16 protein-coding genes and 1 pseudogene are annotated in these 15647 nt (G+C 67.4%); 6 read left to right on the top strand and 11 right to left on the bottom strand.

The features are described 5' to 3' along the window. Positions 1-14 precede the first annotated feature (14 nt). From AC1DYD_RS16245 to AC1DYD_RS16215, 7 genes are all read right to left on the bottom strand, one after another. Complete coding sequence (locus AC1DYD_RS16245) at positions 15-920, bottom strand: helix-turn-helix transcriptional regulator (RefSeq protein WP_478173880.1); 906 nt, start codon at positions 918-920, stop codon at positions 15-17. 73 nt (positions 921-993) lie between these two features. After that, positions 994-1341, bottom strand: coding sequence for a hypothetical protein (locus AC1DYD_RS16240; RefSeq protein WP_478173777.1), 348 nt, complete (start codon positions 1339-1341; stop codon positions 994-996). Between the two features lie 10 nt (positions 1342-1351). After that, positions 1352-2608, bottom strand: coding sequence for a hydantoinase/carbamoylase family amidase (locus AC1DYD_RS16235; protein WP_478173776.1), 1257 nt, complete (start codon positions 2606-2608; stop codon positions 1352-1354). A gap of 4 nt (positions 2609-2612) precedes the next feature. Continuing rightward, positions 2613-3563: a dihydroorotate dehydrogenase gene (locus tag AC1DYD_RS16230; RefSeq protein ID WP_478173775.1), complete on the bottom strand. Its 951-nt coding sequence runs from the start codon at positions 3561-3563 to the stop codon at positions 2613-2615. Continuing rightward, the gene (locus tag AC1DYD_RS16225; protein ID WP_478173774.1) at positions 3556-4404 is read right to left on the bottom strand and encodes a dihydroorotate dehydrogenase electron transfer subunit; all 849 of its coding nucleotides are present in this window, start codon (positions 4402-4404) and stop codon (positions 3556-3558) included. Before AC1DYD_RS16225 ends, AC1DYD_RS16230 begins: the two co-directional genes overlap by 8 nt. A 53-nt stretch (positions 4405-4457) precedes the next feature. Then, positions 4458-5711, bottom strand: a complete 1254-nt coding sequence (locus tag AC1DYD_RS16220; protein WP_478173773.1) for an MFS transporter — start codon at positions 5709-5711, stop codon at positions 4458-4460. A gap of 576 nt (positions 5712-6287) precedes the next feature. After that, entirely contained in the window at positions 6288-7055 is a 768-nt protein-coding gene (locus AC1DYD_RS16215; protein ID WP_478173772.1) for a carbonic anhydrase family protein, read from the bottom strand. A gap of 276 nt (positions 7056-7331) precedes the next feature. Here AC1DYD_RS16215 and AC1DYD_RS16210 point away from each other — a divergent pair, with 276 nt between their 5' ends. From AC1DYD_RS16210 to AC1DYD_RS16200, 3 genes are all read left to right on the top strand, one after another. Then, positions 7332-8117, top strand: a complete 786-nt coding sequence (locus tag AC1DYD_RS16210; protein WP_478173771.1) for an amino acid permease — start codon at positions 7332-7334, stop codon at positions 8115-8117. Between the two features lie 148 nt (positions 8118-8265). Continuing rightward, a complete protein-coding gene (locus AC1DYD_RS16205) occupies positions 8266-8490 on the top strand; it encodes a LapA family protein (protein ID WP_478107630.1) in 225 nt (74 codons plus the stop codon). 47 nt (positions 8491-8537) lie between these two features. Further along, positions 8538-8915 (top strand): SHOCT domain-containing protein, encoded by a 378-nt coding sequence (locus tag AC1DYD_RS16200; protein WP_478173770.1) that lies wholly within the window; start codon positions 8538-8540, stop codon positions 8913-8915. Between the two features lie 32 nt (positions 8916-8947). Here AC1DYD_RS16200 and AC1DYD_RS16195 read toward each other — a convergent pair whose 3' ends face one another. Further along, positions 8948-10489, bottom strand: a complete 1542-nt coding sequence (locus tag AC1DYD_RS16195) for a phospholipase D-like domain-containing protein (protein WP_478173769.1) — start codon at positions 10487-10489, stop codon at positions 8948-8950. 103 nt (positions 10490-10592) lie between these two features. On the opposite strand from AC1DYD_RS16195, the gene AC1DYD_RS16190 reads away from it, so the two are divergent. Both AC1DYD_RS16190 and mnmA read left to right on the top strand, forming a co-directional pair. Then, positions 10593-11588 (top strand): LLM class flavin-dependent oxidoreductase, encoded by a 996-nt coding sequence (locus AC1DYD_RS16190; protein ID WP_478173768.1) that lies wholly within the window; start codon positions 10593-10595, stop codon positions 11586-11588. A gap of 49 nt (positions 11589-11637) precedes the next feature. Then, positions 11638-12822, top strand: a complete 1185-nt coding sequence (gene mnmA, locus AC1DYD_RS16185) for a tRNA 2-thiouridine(34) synthase MnmA (protein WP_478173767.1) — start codon at positions 11638-11640, stop codon at positions 12820-12822. Here the strand turns inward: mnmA and AC1DYD_RS16180 are convergent. The 3 genes from AC1DYD_RS16180 to AC1DYD_RS16170 all read right to left on the bottom strand — a co-directional run bounded on the left by AC1DYD_RS16180 (position 12812) and on the right by AC1DYD_RS16170 (position 15140). Continuing rightward, complete coding sequence (locus AC1DYD_RS16180) at positions 12812-13279, bottom strand: NUDIX hydrolase (RefSeq protein ID WP_478173879.1); 468 nt, start codon at positions 13277-13279, stop codon at positions 12812-12814. The genes mnmA and AC1DYD_RS16180 overlap by 11 nt on opposite strands. Before the next feature lie 78 nt (positions 13280-13357). Beyond that, positions 13358-14359, bottom strand: coding sequence for a hypothetical protein (locus AC1DYD_RS16175; RefSeq protein ID WP_478173766.1), 1002 nt, complete (start codon positions 14357-14359; stop codon positions 13358-13360). Positions 14360-14417: 58 nt separating this feature from the next. Continuing rightward, a complete protein-coding gene (locus tag AC1DYD_RS16170) occupies positions 14418-15140 on the bottom strand; it encodes a response regulator transcription factor (protein ID WP_478173765.1) in 723 nt (240 codons plus the stop codon). A 225-nt stretch (positions 15141-15365) separates the two neighbouring features. Between AC1DYD_RS16170 and AC1DYD_RS16165 the strand changes: the two are divergent. After that, positions 15366-15647 (top strand): annotated as a pseudogene (locus AC1DYD_RS16165) (NAD(P)(+) transhydrogenase (Re/Si-specific) subunit alpha); the annotation flags it as partial.

The raw sequence follows: 15647 nt of genomic DNA, 5'->3' as shown, positions 1-15647 counted from the left end.
CGCTCCAATGAGATCTAGTGAATTCGTTCGAGCAGCTTGCGCAGATGCTGGGCGCCCGACTTGCCCTTGTAGGCAGCTTTCCAGAGCCTGCCGATCATGGTTTCGTACATCCGCACGGCTTCCGGCGATGCGGTCACGGTGGCAATGCCGTTCCTGACGTTGGGAAGCTCGCCGAGCCGGAAGGGGCTGACGGCCAGAACGGTACTTTCACGTCCCGAGAACACCTGGAACGTCGATGCGGGCATGGCGTCATCGATCAGGCCGATCTGGACGTCGATCGGCTCGCTTTCCATGAGGCTGGCAATCCGCTCGACCTCGCGGCGTGCCGCCAGTCGCCGAGCGGCCCGAAGCGCCTCGGGAAGATCGACGCGTCCGACCAGACCCGTGTCCACGAACCGCTCCAGTTCGCGCAGGCCAATGAGGCTGACGATGTGGGGTCGCCGGCGCTGGAAGAATGCGCGTCGCTCCTGCATGATCTCGAGCATCTTGTCGATGTCGGCCGAACTCGGGCCTTTTCCCGCGCCTTTGGGCGACGCCTCTGCCAGCATTTCACGCAGCAGCGGCAGGTACGCGTCAGATGTCAGGAGCAGCGAGATGGGCTCGAAATGCGCCAGGATGCGATCGGATGATTCTTCGAGTTGGCGCATGCGTTCGAAGAGCCCCAATGCCGTCGGGTAGTACTCGACCTCCACGCCCAGCAGCGAGGCGACGGAGGTGTTGAGCAGATGCGCGAGCCGCTCCAGGGTTTCGATCTTGACGATCTCGCCCTTTTCGAGGCGATAGACCACCGCGCGCGAGACGCCGAGCCGCTCGGCCACGTCTTCCGCGAGCAGCGAGGCGCCAATCCGGTAAGCGCGCAGGCGGTTGCCCAGGGCCACGTAGTCGATCGATGATTTGAATGTCTGGCTCGCGGCTTCCATCTCGTTTTCCACATTTTGGATCGAAAAAGAGACTATAGGCGAAACCAGTGAATCGAACAGCATGCGGGGTGTCCTATGCTGCGCGGTGTCGCACGATCGTCCATGGCAAGCCTGCTCCGCCCAGGAAGGGGTGGATCGTGCCCCCACCGGGCAGGGCGATGTCCGCCGGCACCTGGAAGCCGGACCTCTGCAGGGTGACGGTGCCTTCGTTGGGCGGCAGGCCATAGAACTGCGGGCCATTCGAGCTGGCAAAGGCCTCGAAACGGTCGAGCGCGCCCTCCTCGTCGAACACCGTGCAATAGCTTTGCAAGGCCGTCGGGGCATTGAAGATTCCGGCGCAGCCGCAGCCGGCTTCCTTGCGCGATCGCAGGTGAGGCGCCGAGTCGGTGCCGAGGAAGAAGCTCGGCTTGCTCTGGATCATGTGCGCGAGCTCAGCTCAGCTGGTTGAATGCATGGTTCATGGCCTGGACGCCGAGCATGAAATCGTCGATCTCCATCGCTTCGTGGGGGTTGTGGGAACCGTTCTGATTGCGCACGAACAGCATGCCGCTCGGAATGCCCGCATTGGCGAACAGCGACGCGTCGTGCCCTGCACCACTGGGAATCAGTTCGAACGCTGCGTTCTGGTCCGCGCAAGCCTTCGACAGCAGGCCGCAGATCCGGTCGTCCATCGTGGCGGGATCGCTGAGAAGCCGGCGGTCGAATTCGAAGCGCACGCCGCGCTCGCGGCCGATCGCCGCACATTCGGCGCGCATCAACTGGTAGAACGCCTCGAGGGTGTCGTTGCTCTTGCTGCGCGCCTCGAGACTGAAGCTCACCCGGCCCGGGATGCGGGAGATGGCGTGTTCGGCCGGATCGGTGTTGACGATGCCGGCCGTCACGACCAGATCGGTACCGCGCTCCAGCAGGACCCGCCAGTGCTCGTCGATGCGCATGATGAGGTCGGCCACCGCGAACATCGCATCATGTCGCAGCCAACGCGGCACCACGCCTGAATGCTGCGCATCGCCATGGCAGACGATGTGCTTGTGCCGGACATTGCCCCGGATGCCGGAGACAACCGCGAGCGGCAGCTGGCGGGCGATCATCACCGGCCCTTGCTCGATGTGCAGTTCGATGTAGGCCTTGACTCGCGCCTTGTCGAAGAGGATCTGCTGAGCCCGGATCGCCTCGACATCGGCGCCTGCCTTGCGCATGCATTCGGCCATCGTTTCGCCGGTGCTGCGCTGCCTCAATTCGAGGTCGGCTTCGCTCACCTTGCCGAACAGGGCGCCGGAGCCCATGTAGGCCTTGCCGAACCAGGCGCTTTCCTCGCCACGGAAGGCAATCACTTCGAGCGGCAGCCTGGGCCGATGGGCCTCTTGCTTTTGCGCAAGCAGGCACAGCAATCCGGCGACCACGCCCGCCAACCCATCGAAGTTCCCTCCCTGCGGCACGGAATCGATGTGGGAACCCGTCCATGCGACCGGCGCATCGGGCGGTGTTTCCGCCAGCCGGAACACGAGGTTGGCGGCCTTGTCGGCCGCCACGCCAAGGCCTTCGGCCAGGGCGAACTGCCGCAGGTAGTCGGCCGCCGCCGTTTCGCCGCGGCCATAGCTCTCGCGGGTGACGCCGACGCCGTCGAACGAAAGCTCGCGAACATCGGCGAAGAGCTTCTCGGCCAGCGGCCTGAGTGCGCACAGGTCCATGGCTTCAGCCCGACTGTTGCGCAAACCGCAGCCAGCGATCCGACAGTTGGCGGTCGAGCTTGACCTGGCCCGTGAGATCGCGGATGTGCGCGACCCCCATCTCCCGGCAGTAGGCAGCCAGTCCGTCGATGATCTTCTGCATCGCGCCCGGGTCGAGGAAGGACGCCGTGCCGACCTGCACGGCGCTGGCGCCGGCGAGCATGTACTCCACCGCATCGTCTGCGCTGCAGATGCCGCCGCAGCCGATGATCGGAATCCGGACGCTGCGATAGCACTGGTGCACCATGCGCAGCGCGATCGGCTTGATCGCCGGCCCCGACAGGCCGCCCATGACATTGCCCAGTGTGGGCTTGCGGGTGCGCACGTCGATCGACATGCCCAGAACGGTGTTCCCCATGACGAGCGCATCGGCGCCGGCTTCTTCCGCGGCCTTCGCGACGGCGGCGATGTGCGAGGCGTTGGGTGTGAGCTTGGCCCAGAGCGCATGCGTGGTGCGCCTGCGGATCGCGCTCACCACCTGGTACGTGGTCTCCGGCGTCATGGCGAAGGCCATGCCGTCGGCCTCGAGATTGGGGCACGAGATGTTGGCCTCGATCACCGCCACTTCGGGCAGCGACATGTGCGCCACAGCATCGGCGAATTCGCCCACTGTGTCGGCCGAGATCGATACCACCACCGGCGTGTCGAAGCAGGTGTAGGGCGGCAGCACCTCGCGGCGGTAGTGGTCGAGGCCCTTGCTGGGAATGCCGATCGAATTCAGCATCCCGCTGCAGGCTTCGGTCACCCTCGGCGTCGGGTTGCCGGCCCGGCTTTTCGGCGACACGCTCTTGATCACGAGGGCACCCAGCTTGTTGAAATCCAGGGCCTCGCTGTATTCGATGGCGAAGCACCCCGAGGCGGGCATCACCGGGTTGCGGAGCTCCAGTTCTCCGACCCTGACGTTCAGATCAGCCAAATTCCACCTCCCCGACGACGTCGCAGATTGGAAACACGGGGCCTTCGCGGCAGACGCGAAGGAATTGCTTGTCGCCGTCCTTGTCGAACAGGCGCACGCAGGAAAGACAGACGCCCATGCCGCATGCCATGCGTTGCTCCATGGCGACCTCGCCGCGGGTTCGGGGATAGTCCCGCAGCAGCTGCTGAAGCAGCATCAGGACGCGGTGCGAGCCGCAGGTGTAGACGACGTCATGGTGCTGCGCCTCCAGCAGCCGGCGCACCAGGGCTTCCACACCTTCGACCGAAGAACTGCCGTCGCTGTCGTAGACGCAGTGCACGTCGGCTTCGACGCCGCGAAGGAACTCGTTGCGCATGAGGTCCTTGGGAGCCCTTGCGGACATGATCGCGGTGATTTCGATGCCGGACTGGGCGGCGTGCTGGAGCAGGGGCGCCATGGTGGCCAGGCCGACACCTCGAGCGACCACGAGAATTCGCTGGATTCCGGGATCGAGGACGAAGGTGTTGCCGAGCGGACCCACGATGTCCATGCGGTCACCGGCCTCGAGCGCGCAGAGGGCGCGGGTCCCGACGCCGCTCACGTTGTAGAGGAACTCGATGGTGCCGGCCTCGGGGCCGACACCGTAGACGCTCATCGGGCGCAGCAGGAAGGGGTGCAGCGCATCGGTCGACGGGCATTTGAGCTGGTAGAACTGCCCGGGCCTGGTGCTTCCCGCAAGGTCCGCCTTGGCGCTGAGCCGCAGGTACCTGTAGCGGTCGTTGACCCACCGGTGCTCGGCGACCTCGCATCGATGCGAGGCCACGCTCGCGGCGTTGCGCTGGAAACATGATGTGGCGTTCATGACGTTCTCCGATTCGAAAGAGATCGCTTGTGCGGTCGCTGCTGCGTGTGTCATTACTCGAGCTCCTTGCCCTTGAGCTCGGGAATCAGGAACACCGTGGCGAGCATGTCCAGGACGTAGATCGCGGCCAGGAGCGCGATGGCGATCTGGAAGGAGTAGGCGGCGGCCAGTGCGCCGACCACAACGGGTCCGAAGCCGCCGATCCCGCGGCCGATGTTGAACAGGACGTTCTGCGCCGTGGCACGGGCCTCGGTCGGGTAGGCCTCCGACATCAGGGCGCCATAGCCGCCGAGCATGCCGTTCACGAACATGCCGAGCAGTGCGCCGGCCCACAACATCGAGACCGGGTCCGACAACTGGGCGTAGAGCAGCACCATCACGACGGCGCCGGCCTGGAACAACAGGAAGCTCGGCTTGCGGCCGATGCGATCGGCCAACTGGCCGAAGACGAAGATGCCGGCCATCATCCCGAGGATGGTCACCGACGTCCACATCGCGGACTTCGTCAGGTTGAAGCCGAGCTGGTTCGCGAGGAAGCTGGGCATCCAGATCATGATCCCGTAGTAGCCGAAGTTCTGGACCGCGCACAGGATCACGATGCCGAGACTGGTGCGGGTCGTGCGGGCGTCCTTGACGAGCAGCTTGAAGGCCTTCGACTTCGAGCCCCTGGTCTTGGCCTTGCGGACGAACACTTCGGGTTCGTGCAGCCGGTTGCGGATCACCCAGGCCACGATGGCGGGGAGAACGCCGACGAGGAACATCCCTCGCCAGCCGATCGTCGGCAGCAGCAGCGGCGTCAGCAGGGCGGCGCCCAGGACCCCGGTCTGCCAGCCGAGCGCGACATAGGAAGAGACGCGCGCCCGATGCCTGGCGGGCCAGGCTTCCGCTGCCAGCGCCATGCCGATGCCGAATTCGCCGCCGAGGCCGATGCCGGCGATGGTTCGATAGGCGAGCAGGTCCCAATAGCCTTGGGCAAAGGCGCACAGGCCGGTGAAGAGCGCGAACAGGACGATGGTCCAGGTCAGTACGCGAATGCGGCCGAAGTGATCGCTGAGCGAGCCGAAGATGATGCCGCCGGCCACCGCGCCGATCAGCGTCCAGGTGACCAGGGAGCCTGCCTGGCCCGGGGTCAGATGAAGCTCCGCAGAGATCGCCGGCAGCATGAAGCCGAGGATCAGCAGGTCGAAGCCGTCCATGGCGTAGCCGATGGCCGAGCCGGCCAGGGCCTTCCAGCCGTAGCCGGTGACCTTGTCCTCGTGCTCGATGTTCCGTGCGGCGCCTGCCGCGGGGGTCGCTGTTGCTTCCACGTCGATCTCTCCTGTCCGGCGCGGTCCTGCGCCGCGATGGCTAGCGGGATCGATGGCTTGAGGCCATCGCGAAACACTGTGCTTCAGTGCATATTTCGATACTAGTCTCAGTTTTGAGATTACGCAAGAAGGTGAGCCGCAGGGTTAACCCGTGGCTGCCGAGGATCGTCGGAAAGGGTTGTCGGCGGGCCCGCCGGGGACGGCGCGGAAGATGAGCACGCAGGACAAGAGCGCGCGTCGAGTTGCGAACTCGACGTGCTTTGACATTCCGGTCGCGGTGCGAGCGCCCGCGGCCGCTGCCGGGCGTGCTAGGGCCTGTTCACACTATTTCCGGGGATCGCGTTGCCGGGCCAAGGGGCTGGATGCAAGGCGCCCGCGCGAAGCAAGGCTTTCGCCTTGCAAGCGGGGGCAACGCCGCAGACGGCCCCTTGGCCCGGCAACCCGCAGGGAAGGCCTGCCAGGACAAGCCACTCGGCGTTGCGCTCCTCGCATGTGCCAACGCACATGCCGCGTCGCGCGCCTTGATTGGCCCGTCCTGGCAGGCCTTCGCGACCCCGGAAATAGTGTGAACAGGCCCTAGCCCAGGAAGGTCACGACCCCGTTCGACAGGTCGTACATCGACCCGACGATCTTGATCTGCCCCTTCTTCTCGAGATCGGCGAGGATCGGACTGCCGCTGCGCAGCGTATCGATCGTCAATTGCACGTTGGCCCGCGCCACGGCATCGACGAAGGCCGGATTCTTGCTGGATCGCTCGCCCGCATAGGTGGTCGCGGCGATGGCCGGCTTGATGGTGTCGAGCAGGCCGGTCAGGTTGCCGAGCTGCACGTTGTCGATGGCGCCCTTGACCGCGCCGCAGGCGGTGTGCCCCATCACCAGCACCACCTTGGCGCCGGCGGCCGCGCACGCGAACTCCAGGCTGCCCATCAGGTCCTTGTTGGCGATGTTGCCGGCGATGCGCGCATTGAAGGTGTCGCCGATGCCCATGTCGAGCAGGATCTCGGCCGGCGCGCGCGAGTCGATGCAGCTCAGGATCACCGCGGCCGGATACTGGCCCGAGGCGCTGGCGCGTTTCTGCGCCAGGTAGTCGTGCGTCTGCAGCTTGCCGGCGCGAAAGCGCTGGTTCCCCTTCTTCATCATCTCGATGACCGCGTCGGGGGTCATGGCATCGCGCCGGGCCTGGCTCAGCGAGGCCGCTTCGGCGTCTTCCGTGCGAAGGCCGATGCCGGCCATCAGCACGGCGGCGCCGGTTCCCGCCCCGAACTTCAGCCAGGCGCGCCGCCCGCTGCGGCTTGTCGAAGCTTCGCCATCGTCGGCAGCACAGCAACCGTGGATCGATTTCATGGCAGTCCTTTCGTCGGATGAAACTTGCAAAGGGCGGTCCTCGACCTGCGTGGCGAGACCCTCGAGCGAACGATCATGAGGCCAGCAAATCCGAAAAACCAGTGCCGCGCGCGGCGCTAGAAGTCGCCCTTGACAAAGAATCGCGAGCCACTGATGCTCGTCCGCACCAGGCGCTCCATGGACACGGCCGATGCGCGAGAACCGTCGACAAGGACACATGAGAACAAGAATTCCGGGGGGTGCACGGACGCCTTGGCCCTCCTTCGCTGATCCTGCATGACCACATCGCAAGACCAGAAGCTCTCCCGCGGCGCCCTCATTGCGCTGGTGGTCGGATCCATGATCGGCTCGGGCATCTTCGCGCTGCCCTCGGCCTTCGGCCGCTCGACCGGCGGCCTCGGCGCGCTGGTCGCCTGGGCCATCGCAGGCACCGGGATGCTGATGCTCGCGCTGGTGTTCCAGACCCTGTCGCGGCGCCGGCCCGACCTCGACACCGGCATCTACGCCTATGCCAAGGCCGGCTTCGGCAACTACCTGGGCTTCGCCTCCGCGGTGGGCTACTGGATCGGCTGCTGCCTGGCCGACGTGGCCTGCCTGGTGCTGATCAAGGCCACGCTGAGGCAGTTCTTCCCGGTCTTCGGCGATGGCTCGACCGCTGTCGCGATCGTCTCCGCGTCGGTGATCCTCTGGGGCGTGCACGTGCTGGTGCTGCGCGGCGTCAAGGAGGCGGCGGCGTTGAACACCATCGCCACCGTCGCCAAGATCGTACCGATCGCGGTCTTCCTGGTGGTCGCGGTCGCCGGCTTCAAGGCCGACATCTTCGCCTTGAACTTCTGGGGCGGCGAAGAACGCAGCCTGTCGAGCCTGGCGAGCCAGGTCCGCAACACGATGCAGGTGACGGTGTTCGTGTTCGTCGGCATCGAGGGCGCCAGCGTCTATTCGCGCCACGCCAAGAAGCGCGAGGACGTCGGCACCGCCACCGTGCTCGGCTTTCTCGGCGTGCTCGTGCTCGCTGCGCTGATGGCCCTGTGGGCCCTGGTTTCCGGTGTCATCACGGTCTAGACGAGGACGCCCATGCCGACCCGCTTTTCATGCCGATGGCTTCTTGCACTTTCGCTGTTGCTGCCACTGCCGGTGCGGCCGCCGGGCCAGCGAGGGCCCGCCGGTTGAGCCATCAGCACGCAGTCATTTCACGAAAGGAGAGAGCCTCATGCATCGCTACGTCTACATCGCGCTGATCGTGATCCTGGCCGGCATCGTCGTGCTGTTCAAGGTCCAGAACCTGGAGTCGGCGACCGTCTCGCTGTTCTCGATGAGCATCACGCTGCCGATCTCGGTGCTGGTGCTGCTGATCTACGTGCTGGGCATGTTCACCGGCGGTTTCGTGTTGAGCCTGCTGCGCTCGATGGCGCACGGCGCGACGCGCCGGCCCTGAGCGTCGAGCCCCATTCCTCGTTTTTTCAACCAGCCAGAAAGACCTGTATGAGCAATTTTTGGGACCTGATCCAACTCCTGCTGTCGACCTTCGTCCTCATCGTCTACCTGCTCATCCTGTTCCAGATCATCGGCGACCTGTTCCGTGATTCGGAGCTGGGCGGCGGGTCCAAGGTGCTGTGGATCATCGGGCTCGTGATCATCCCGGGCCTGACGGCCATCATCTACATCATCACCCGCGGCCGCGGCATGGCGGAGCGCCAGCGCGCCAGCCTGCAGCGCGCCAAGTCCGACACCGACGCCTACATCCGCGAAGTGGCGGGAAAATCGCCGGCCGAGCACATCGCGGACGCCAAGGCGCTGCTCGACGCCGGCACCATCACGCAGGAAGAGTTCGAACGCCTCAAGGCCAAGGCCCTGGCCTGAGCCAGCCTCTCGAGGCCTGACGGGGCCAGTCCCTACAGCAGGTCCTCGGGCACCAGCGGCTGCAGCAGCATCCGCTGCAGCGCGTTCCATGGCGAAACCCCCGGCTCGGTGTCGACGGCCTGCGCGTCGTCCTCGCCGGACGACACCCAGGACAGCGCGTTGCCTTCCGACTCGAGCCGCACGCCGTAGGCCTCGCTCTTCATGGCCTCGAGCAGGCGCAGCGCCTCCCTGGCGAGCGCCGGGCTGTCGATGGCGACCCCGAGCTCGGTGTTGCGGCGGGCCGAGCGCGGGTCCAGATTCAGCGACCCGAGCAGCACCACCTGCTGGTCGATCACCACCAGCTTGGCATGCAGGCGTCCGCGTGACGAGCCGCTGAAGAAGGGGCGGCTCGCGCTCGCCGAGGGTTGGGCACTGACCTCGTACAGCTTGACGCTGGCGCGCAAGATCGGCAGCCGATAGCGCGCATAGCCGATGTAGACCAGGGCCGAGTCGTTGGCCGACAGCGAATTGGTCACCAGCGTCATGTCGACGCCCTTGCGCTGCAGGCTGTGCAGCACCGCCATGCCGCGCGTGCCCGGCACCAGGTAGGGCGAGCTCACCACCAGTTCGCTGCGGGTGCCGAGCATCTGGCTGACCGCGCCGGTCATCAGGCTGTTGGCCTCGAGCTCGTCCCCGATCTGCAGCCGCTTGGACGGCAGGTCCGCGACGGCATAGGCGAGGCCGGGCAGCAGGCTCAGGCGATGGGCCGCCAGCTCCTTGCCGACCGGCTCGCGGCCCAGCAGGTCGGCGGGCGGCAGCGCGAGGCCGATCCGGCTCGCCTCCGGCGGCAGCAGGCGGGCCAGCATGGCCGAGCGCTCGGGTCCCGCGGCCGGCGGGCGGACCAGCGCCTCGGCCGGAAAGGACTCCTCGCTGTTCCAGTAGCGATCGAAGAGCACGCCCAGCTGCGGCACCACGCGCCCGGCGGCGACGGCGTCGAGGTCGATGAAGTTCGCCACTGCATCGCGGCCGAAGTACGCGTCGGCGATGTTGCGGCCGCCGACGATCGCCAGTGCGCCATCGGCGATCATCAGCTTGTTGTGCATCCGGTGGTCGAGCCGCGTCAGATCGCCGAGCGAGCTGGCGATGCGGCTGGCCAGGCTTTGGCGGGCGCAGCAGAACGGGTTGAACAGCCGGATCTCGAAATTCGGCACGCCGACCAGCGCCTGCAGCAGGGGCTCGGCCCCGGCGCTGTTGAGATCGTCGAGCAGGAGCCGCACGCGCACGCCGCGCAGGGCCGCATCCCGCAGCGCCGCGAACACCGCCCGGCCGGACTCGTCGTTCTCCATGATGTAGACCTGCAGGTCGAGCGTGCGCGTGGCGCGGCCGATCAGTGCCAGCCGGGCATCGAGCCCGTAGGCGCCCAGCGGCAGCAGCCGGAAGCCCGACTGGGCGCCGGCCGGCAGCTCGCTCGCGGCCAGCCGCGCCAGCGGGCTCTGCTCGGGCGCGGCGGGCAGGCTCATCGACACGGGGCGCTCGACATTCGTCGGCAGCGAGCCGCAGGCGCCCAAGGCCAGCGCCAGGGCCAAAGCAAGCATGCGGGAAGCGAAAAGATGCCATCTCATGGCCGCAAGCCTATCCGGAGTCGGGCCAATAGCCCTTCGCGGCTTGAACGCGCCCGATCCGGGCCAAGATAGCGGCATGATTGCGTTTTCCATCCTCGATCTCTCCCCCGTCACCGAAGGCAGCGACCCCGCGCAGTCCTTCCGCAATTCGCTGTCGCTGGCGCGGCACGGCGAGAAGCTGGGCTACCGGCGCTACTGGCTGGCCGAGCACCACGGCATGCCGGGCATCGCAAGCGCGGCCACCGCCGTGCTGCTGGCCCACATCGGCGCCGGTACCTCGACCATCCGCATCGGCGCCGGCGGCGTGATGCTGCCGAACCACTCGCCATTGGTGATCGCCGAGCAGTTCGGCACCCTGGAGTCCTTGTACCCGGGCCGCATCGACCTCGGCCTGGGCCGCGCGCCGGGCTCCGACCAGCGCACCGCGCAGGCGCTGCGGCGCGACCTCCAATCCGACGCCGACCAGTTCCCGCAGGACGTGGTCGAGCTGATGGACTTCATGTCGAAGGAGCCGCGCCAGCCGGTGCTCGCGGTGCCCGGCAAGGGGCTCGAGGTGCCGGTGTGGATCCTCGGCTCCAGCACCTTCGGGGCCCAGCTCGCGGCCCACCTGGGCCTGCCCTATGCGTTCGCCTCGCACTTCGCGCCGCAGCAGCTGATGCAGGCGATCCGCATCTACCGCGAGACCTTCAAGCCTTCGGCGCAGCTGGCCAAGCCCTATGTGATGCTGGGCTTCAACGTCTTCGCGGCCGAGACCGACGAGGAAGCCGCGTTCCGCGCCACCTCCTGGCAGCAGGCCTTCGTGAACCTGCGCAGCGGCCGGCCCGGCCGTTTGCCGCCGCCGGTCGCGGGCTACCGGCAGAAGGTCGGGCCGGCCGAGAACGCCCTGCTCGAATCGGTGTTGTCGTGTTCCGCCGTGGGCTCGCGCGACACGGTGCGCGCCGGCATCGAGGCCTTCGTCGAGCGCACCGGTGCCGACGAACTGATGATCACCTCGCAGGTCTTCGATCACGAGGCGCGGCTGCGCTCTTACGAGATCCTGGCCGAACTCCGCGACCGGCCTTCGCCCCGCTGATTCCCGTCCCCGGGCACCGGCTTGCCGGTCCTGGGACAATCCCAGCCTTATGAAAAAGCAGCGCATCGTGGTGGGCCTGAGCGGCGGAGTCGACTCCGCGGTCACGGCGCACCTGCTGAAGCAGCAGGGCCACGAGGTGGTCGGCATCTTCATGAAGAACTGGGAAGACGACGACGACAGCGAATACTGCTCGTCGAACATCGACTTCATCGACGCCGCCAGCGTGGCCGACGTGCTGGGCATCGAGATCGAGCATGTCAACTTCGCGGCCGACTACAAGGACCGCGTGTTCGCCGAGTTCCTGCGCGAGTACCAGGCCGGCCGCACGCCCAACCCGGACGTGCTGTGCAACGCCGAGATCAAGTTCAAGGCCTTCCTCGATCACGCGATGCGGCTCGGCGCCGAGAAGATCGCCACCGGCCATTACGCCCGGGTCCGCCGTATCCCGGCGGCCCCGGACACAATGCCGGGCCGGCATCCACATGAATCGCACGCGACCGCGTGCGATGGCGCCCGCGACGTGGGATGGCGCTACGAGCTGCTCAAGGGCCTGGACCCGGCCAAGGACCAGAGCTACTTCCTGCATCGGCTCAACCAGCAGCAGTTGTCGAAGACGCTGTTTCCGGTCGGCGAGCTGCACAAGACCGAGGTGCGGCGCATCGCCGACGAGATCGGCCTGCCGAACGCGAAGAAGAAGGACTCCACCGGCATCTGCTTCATCGGCGAGCGGCCCTTCCGCGAGTTCCTCAACCGCTACATCTCGAAGGAGCCGGGCCCGATCCGCGACGAGCGCGGCCGCAAGATCGGCGAGCACCAGGGCCTGAGCTTCTACACGCTGGGCCAGCGCCAGGGGCTCGGCATCGGCGGCATCAAGGCCAAGGGCGCGCAGCGCGGCGCCGGCGACCATGCGCCGTGGTTCGTGGCGCGCAAGGACGTCGCCAGCAACACGCTGTGGGTGGTGCAGGGCCACGGCCATCCGTGGCTGCTGTCGCCGACGCTCGAGGCCGACGATGCGAGCTGGGTCGCGGGCACTGCCCCGGCCGCCGGTCCGCTGGCCGCCAAGTCGCGCTACCGCCAGGCGGATGCGGCCTGCCGGCTGGGCGAGGGGGGCAACGGCGCCTTCCGCCTCGATTTCGACGAGCCCCAGTGGGCGGTGACGCCCGGGCAGTCGGCCGTGCTGTACGACGGCGAGGTCTGCCTCGGCGGCGGCGTGATCGCCAGCGTCAGCGCTTGAGCGACGGATCGACCCGCACCAGTTCCAGCGGATAGCGCTTCCCGGCCAGGTGGTCTTCCACGCCCTGCAACAGCAGCGGGCTGCGATGCCGCGCCGTGCTGGCGCGGATCTCTTCGACCGTCAACCACAGCGTGCGCACGATGCCCTGGTCGAGCGCCCGCGCCGGCTCGAAGGCACCCAGCGTGCCGGTGAAGGCGAAGCGCAGGTAGGTGATGTCCTCGGGCCACCGGCTGCGCGCCAGGTAGATGCCGACCAGGGCGCTGGGCGTGAAGTGGTGAGCGGTTTCTTCCAGGGTCTCGCGCACGCAGCCCTCGGCGGGCGATTCGCCGGGGTCGAGGTGGCCGGCCGGCGTGTTCAGGCGCAGGCCTTCCGGGGTCTCTTCCTCGACCAGCAGGTAGCGGCCTTGGCGCTCGATCACGGCCGCCACCGTGACATTGGGTTTCCAGCGCGTTTCCATGGTCATGAGAGTACCTTCGTGCTTCGCACTGCGGTGCGCGCTTGCTTGGGGCGGCGCGGCGCTGCACGCATTGCGTCCTCACGCATCCTCGTGCGATTCCGGTGCCGCGGCCGCCCTCGGGAGCAGCAGCCTGACGCTGCAGCCGCCGCCGGCCGGCCGCTCGGCCTCGATCGATCCGCCGTGGCGCTGTGCCACGGTGCGGGCCAGCCGGCAATGTAGCTCGGCCATCGGCCCGGGGCTCGGGTCTTGCACGAAGACGCACCATCGATCGCCTTCCGCCGCGATGCCGCAGTGCAAGTCCGAGCCCGGCGAACAGCGATCGAGCGCGTGCTCGAGCAAAGCCTGCAGCGCGCGCGCCAGCAGGCCTCTGTCGGCCAGGCAGGGCGCTGCCGCCAGCGCGCTCGGGAGCCGAATGCGGGCCTGTCGCTGGCGGGCCCGCGACCATGCCATGTCGACCGCCTGCTGAAGCAGCAGCCCCAGGTCGAGTGCTTCGAGGCGCAAGGGCTGCAGCTGCGCGCGTGCCAGCGCCAGGAAGGCGTCGGCGCGGTCGAGGCCGGCCTGCGCCTCGCGTTCGATGCCCGCCAGCAGCGCGTCGTTGTCGACCGCCGCGGGCCGCGCGCGCGCCAGGTCCACCATGCCAAGGATCGAGGCACAGGCCGTGCGCGCATCGTGCGACATGAAGCGCAGCGCGTCGTCGCGCTGCCGCTCCGCCAGCCGCATCGGCGTGATGTCGATCAGCAGCAGCAGCCAGCCGCTGTGCCGGTCGGCTTCGAACTGCGGCCAGCCGCGCAGTAGCAGGTTGCGGCCGGCCATGTCCTCGCCCTCGCCGGCCAGGGGCTCGAGGGCGTCGGCCGGTGCGCTGCTGGGCAGCCAGGGTGCGGCATGGCCGTGCCAGCACAGCCCGCGCAGCAGCTGATCGATCCGGCGGCCGGGAAGCGGGTCGCTCGCGTCGTGCCAATGGCGCCGTGCAGCCGGGTTGGCTGCCAGCACCCGGCCGAGGGCATCGAGGACCAGCACGGCATCGGGCCCATCGGCGAGTCGGGCCCCGAGGGCCGGCAGCGCGTCGCCTGCCGCGCTCACGAGCCAAGCTCCGTGCTTCGCACTGCGGTGCGAGCGCCTTCGGGCGGCCGGGCGGCGCTCATCGCCCCGTGTCCGGGTGCAGCGGTGAGAGCATGTCGCCTTCGATCGGTTCCAGACGGTAGCCGAGGCCGTAGATGGCGGACAGCAGGAAGCCGTTCGAAGGCTGCAGGTCGAGCTTTTGCCGAAGCCGCGAGATGTGCGTATCGAGCGAGCGCGACGGCGCTTCGACGCCGATGCCCCAGACCGCTTCGCGCAGGTGCTCGCGCGACAGCAGGCGGCCCAGGTTCTGGAACAGGAACAGTGCCAGTTCGTACTCGCGCCGGCTGAGTTCGACCAGTTTGCCGGCGATCCGCAAGGTGCGTGTCGAGGGATAGAAGCGGTAGTTGCGGAAGCTGATCTCGCCGCCGTGGTGGGCGGGGTAGGCGCGGCGCAGCAGCGCGCGGACGCGGGCCTGCAGTTCGGACACCCGGATCGGCTTGGTCATGAAGTCGTCTGCGCCGGCGGCCAGCCCTTCGACCAGGTCCTTCTCCTCGCTCCGATGGGTGACGAAAAGAACGGGAAGCGCGTTGCCCAGGTCCTCGCGGATCCATCGAACCACGCGCGGGCCTTCGATGTCGGGCAATCCCCAATCGAGGATCAGCAGATCGTAGGTTTCGTGGTGCAGGTCGCGCAGCAGCGATTTGCCGTCGCAATAGCCATGGCACTCGTGGCCAATGACCTCCACGGTGTGGCGGATCAGCTCGAGCTGATGCGCCTCGTCATCGAGTGCCGCTATACGCATTCCATCCCCCTGTGTCTCTTCGTTTCGATGCCGGCGTCTTTGCGCCGCTCATCAGGGTGACAGTGTACCCAGCTACCCCGAATCGGAATGCTATTGATTTGATAGCAAGGCGGGCAGGCCGGATGCTCGAAGGGCGGTGGTGGCGTCGGCACCTGGGGGACAACTTCCGGCTTGCGTCTTCGGGTAAGCTCGCGCGAATTCCAATGATGCCCTGAGGAGATGTCCATGCTGATAGGCGTGCCGGCTGAAACATTGCCAGGCGAGACCCGGGTCGCCGTGACCCCGGAGACCGCGAAGAAGCTGGTGGCGCAAGGCCATGTAGTGCGGGTGCAATCGGGCGCCGGCGTGGCCGCCAGCGTCACCGATGCGGCCTACCAGGCCGCCGGTGCCGAGATCGCCGATGCCGCGGGGGCCTTCGGCTGCGACATCGTGCTCAAGGTGCGCAGCCCCGACGACCGCGAGTGCGCGCTGATGAAGCCGGGCACGGTGCTCATCGGCATGCTCAAC

Source organism: Variovorax sp. P4_B11, assembly GCF_056402355.1.
The sequence above is the reverse complement of the archived record's forward strand: the minus strand, read 5'-3'. Positions and strand labels throughout refer to the sequence as shown.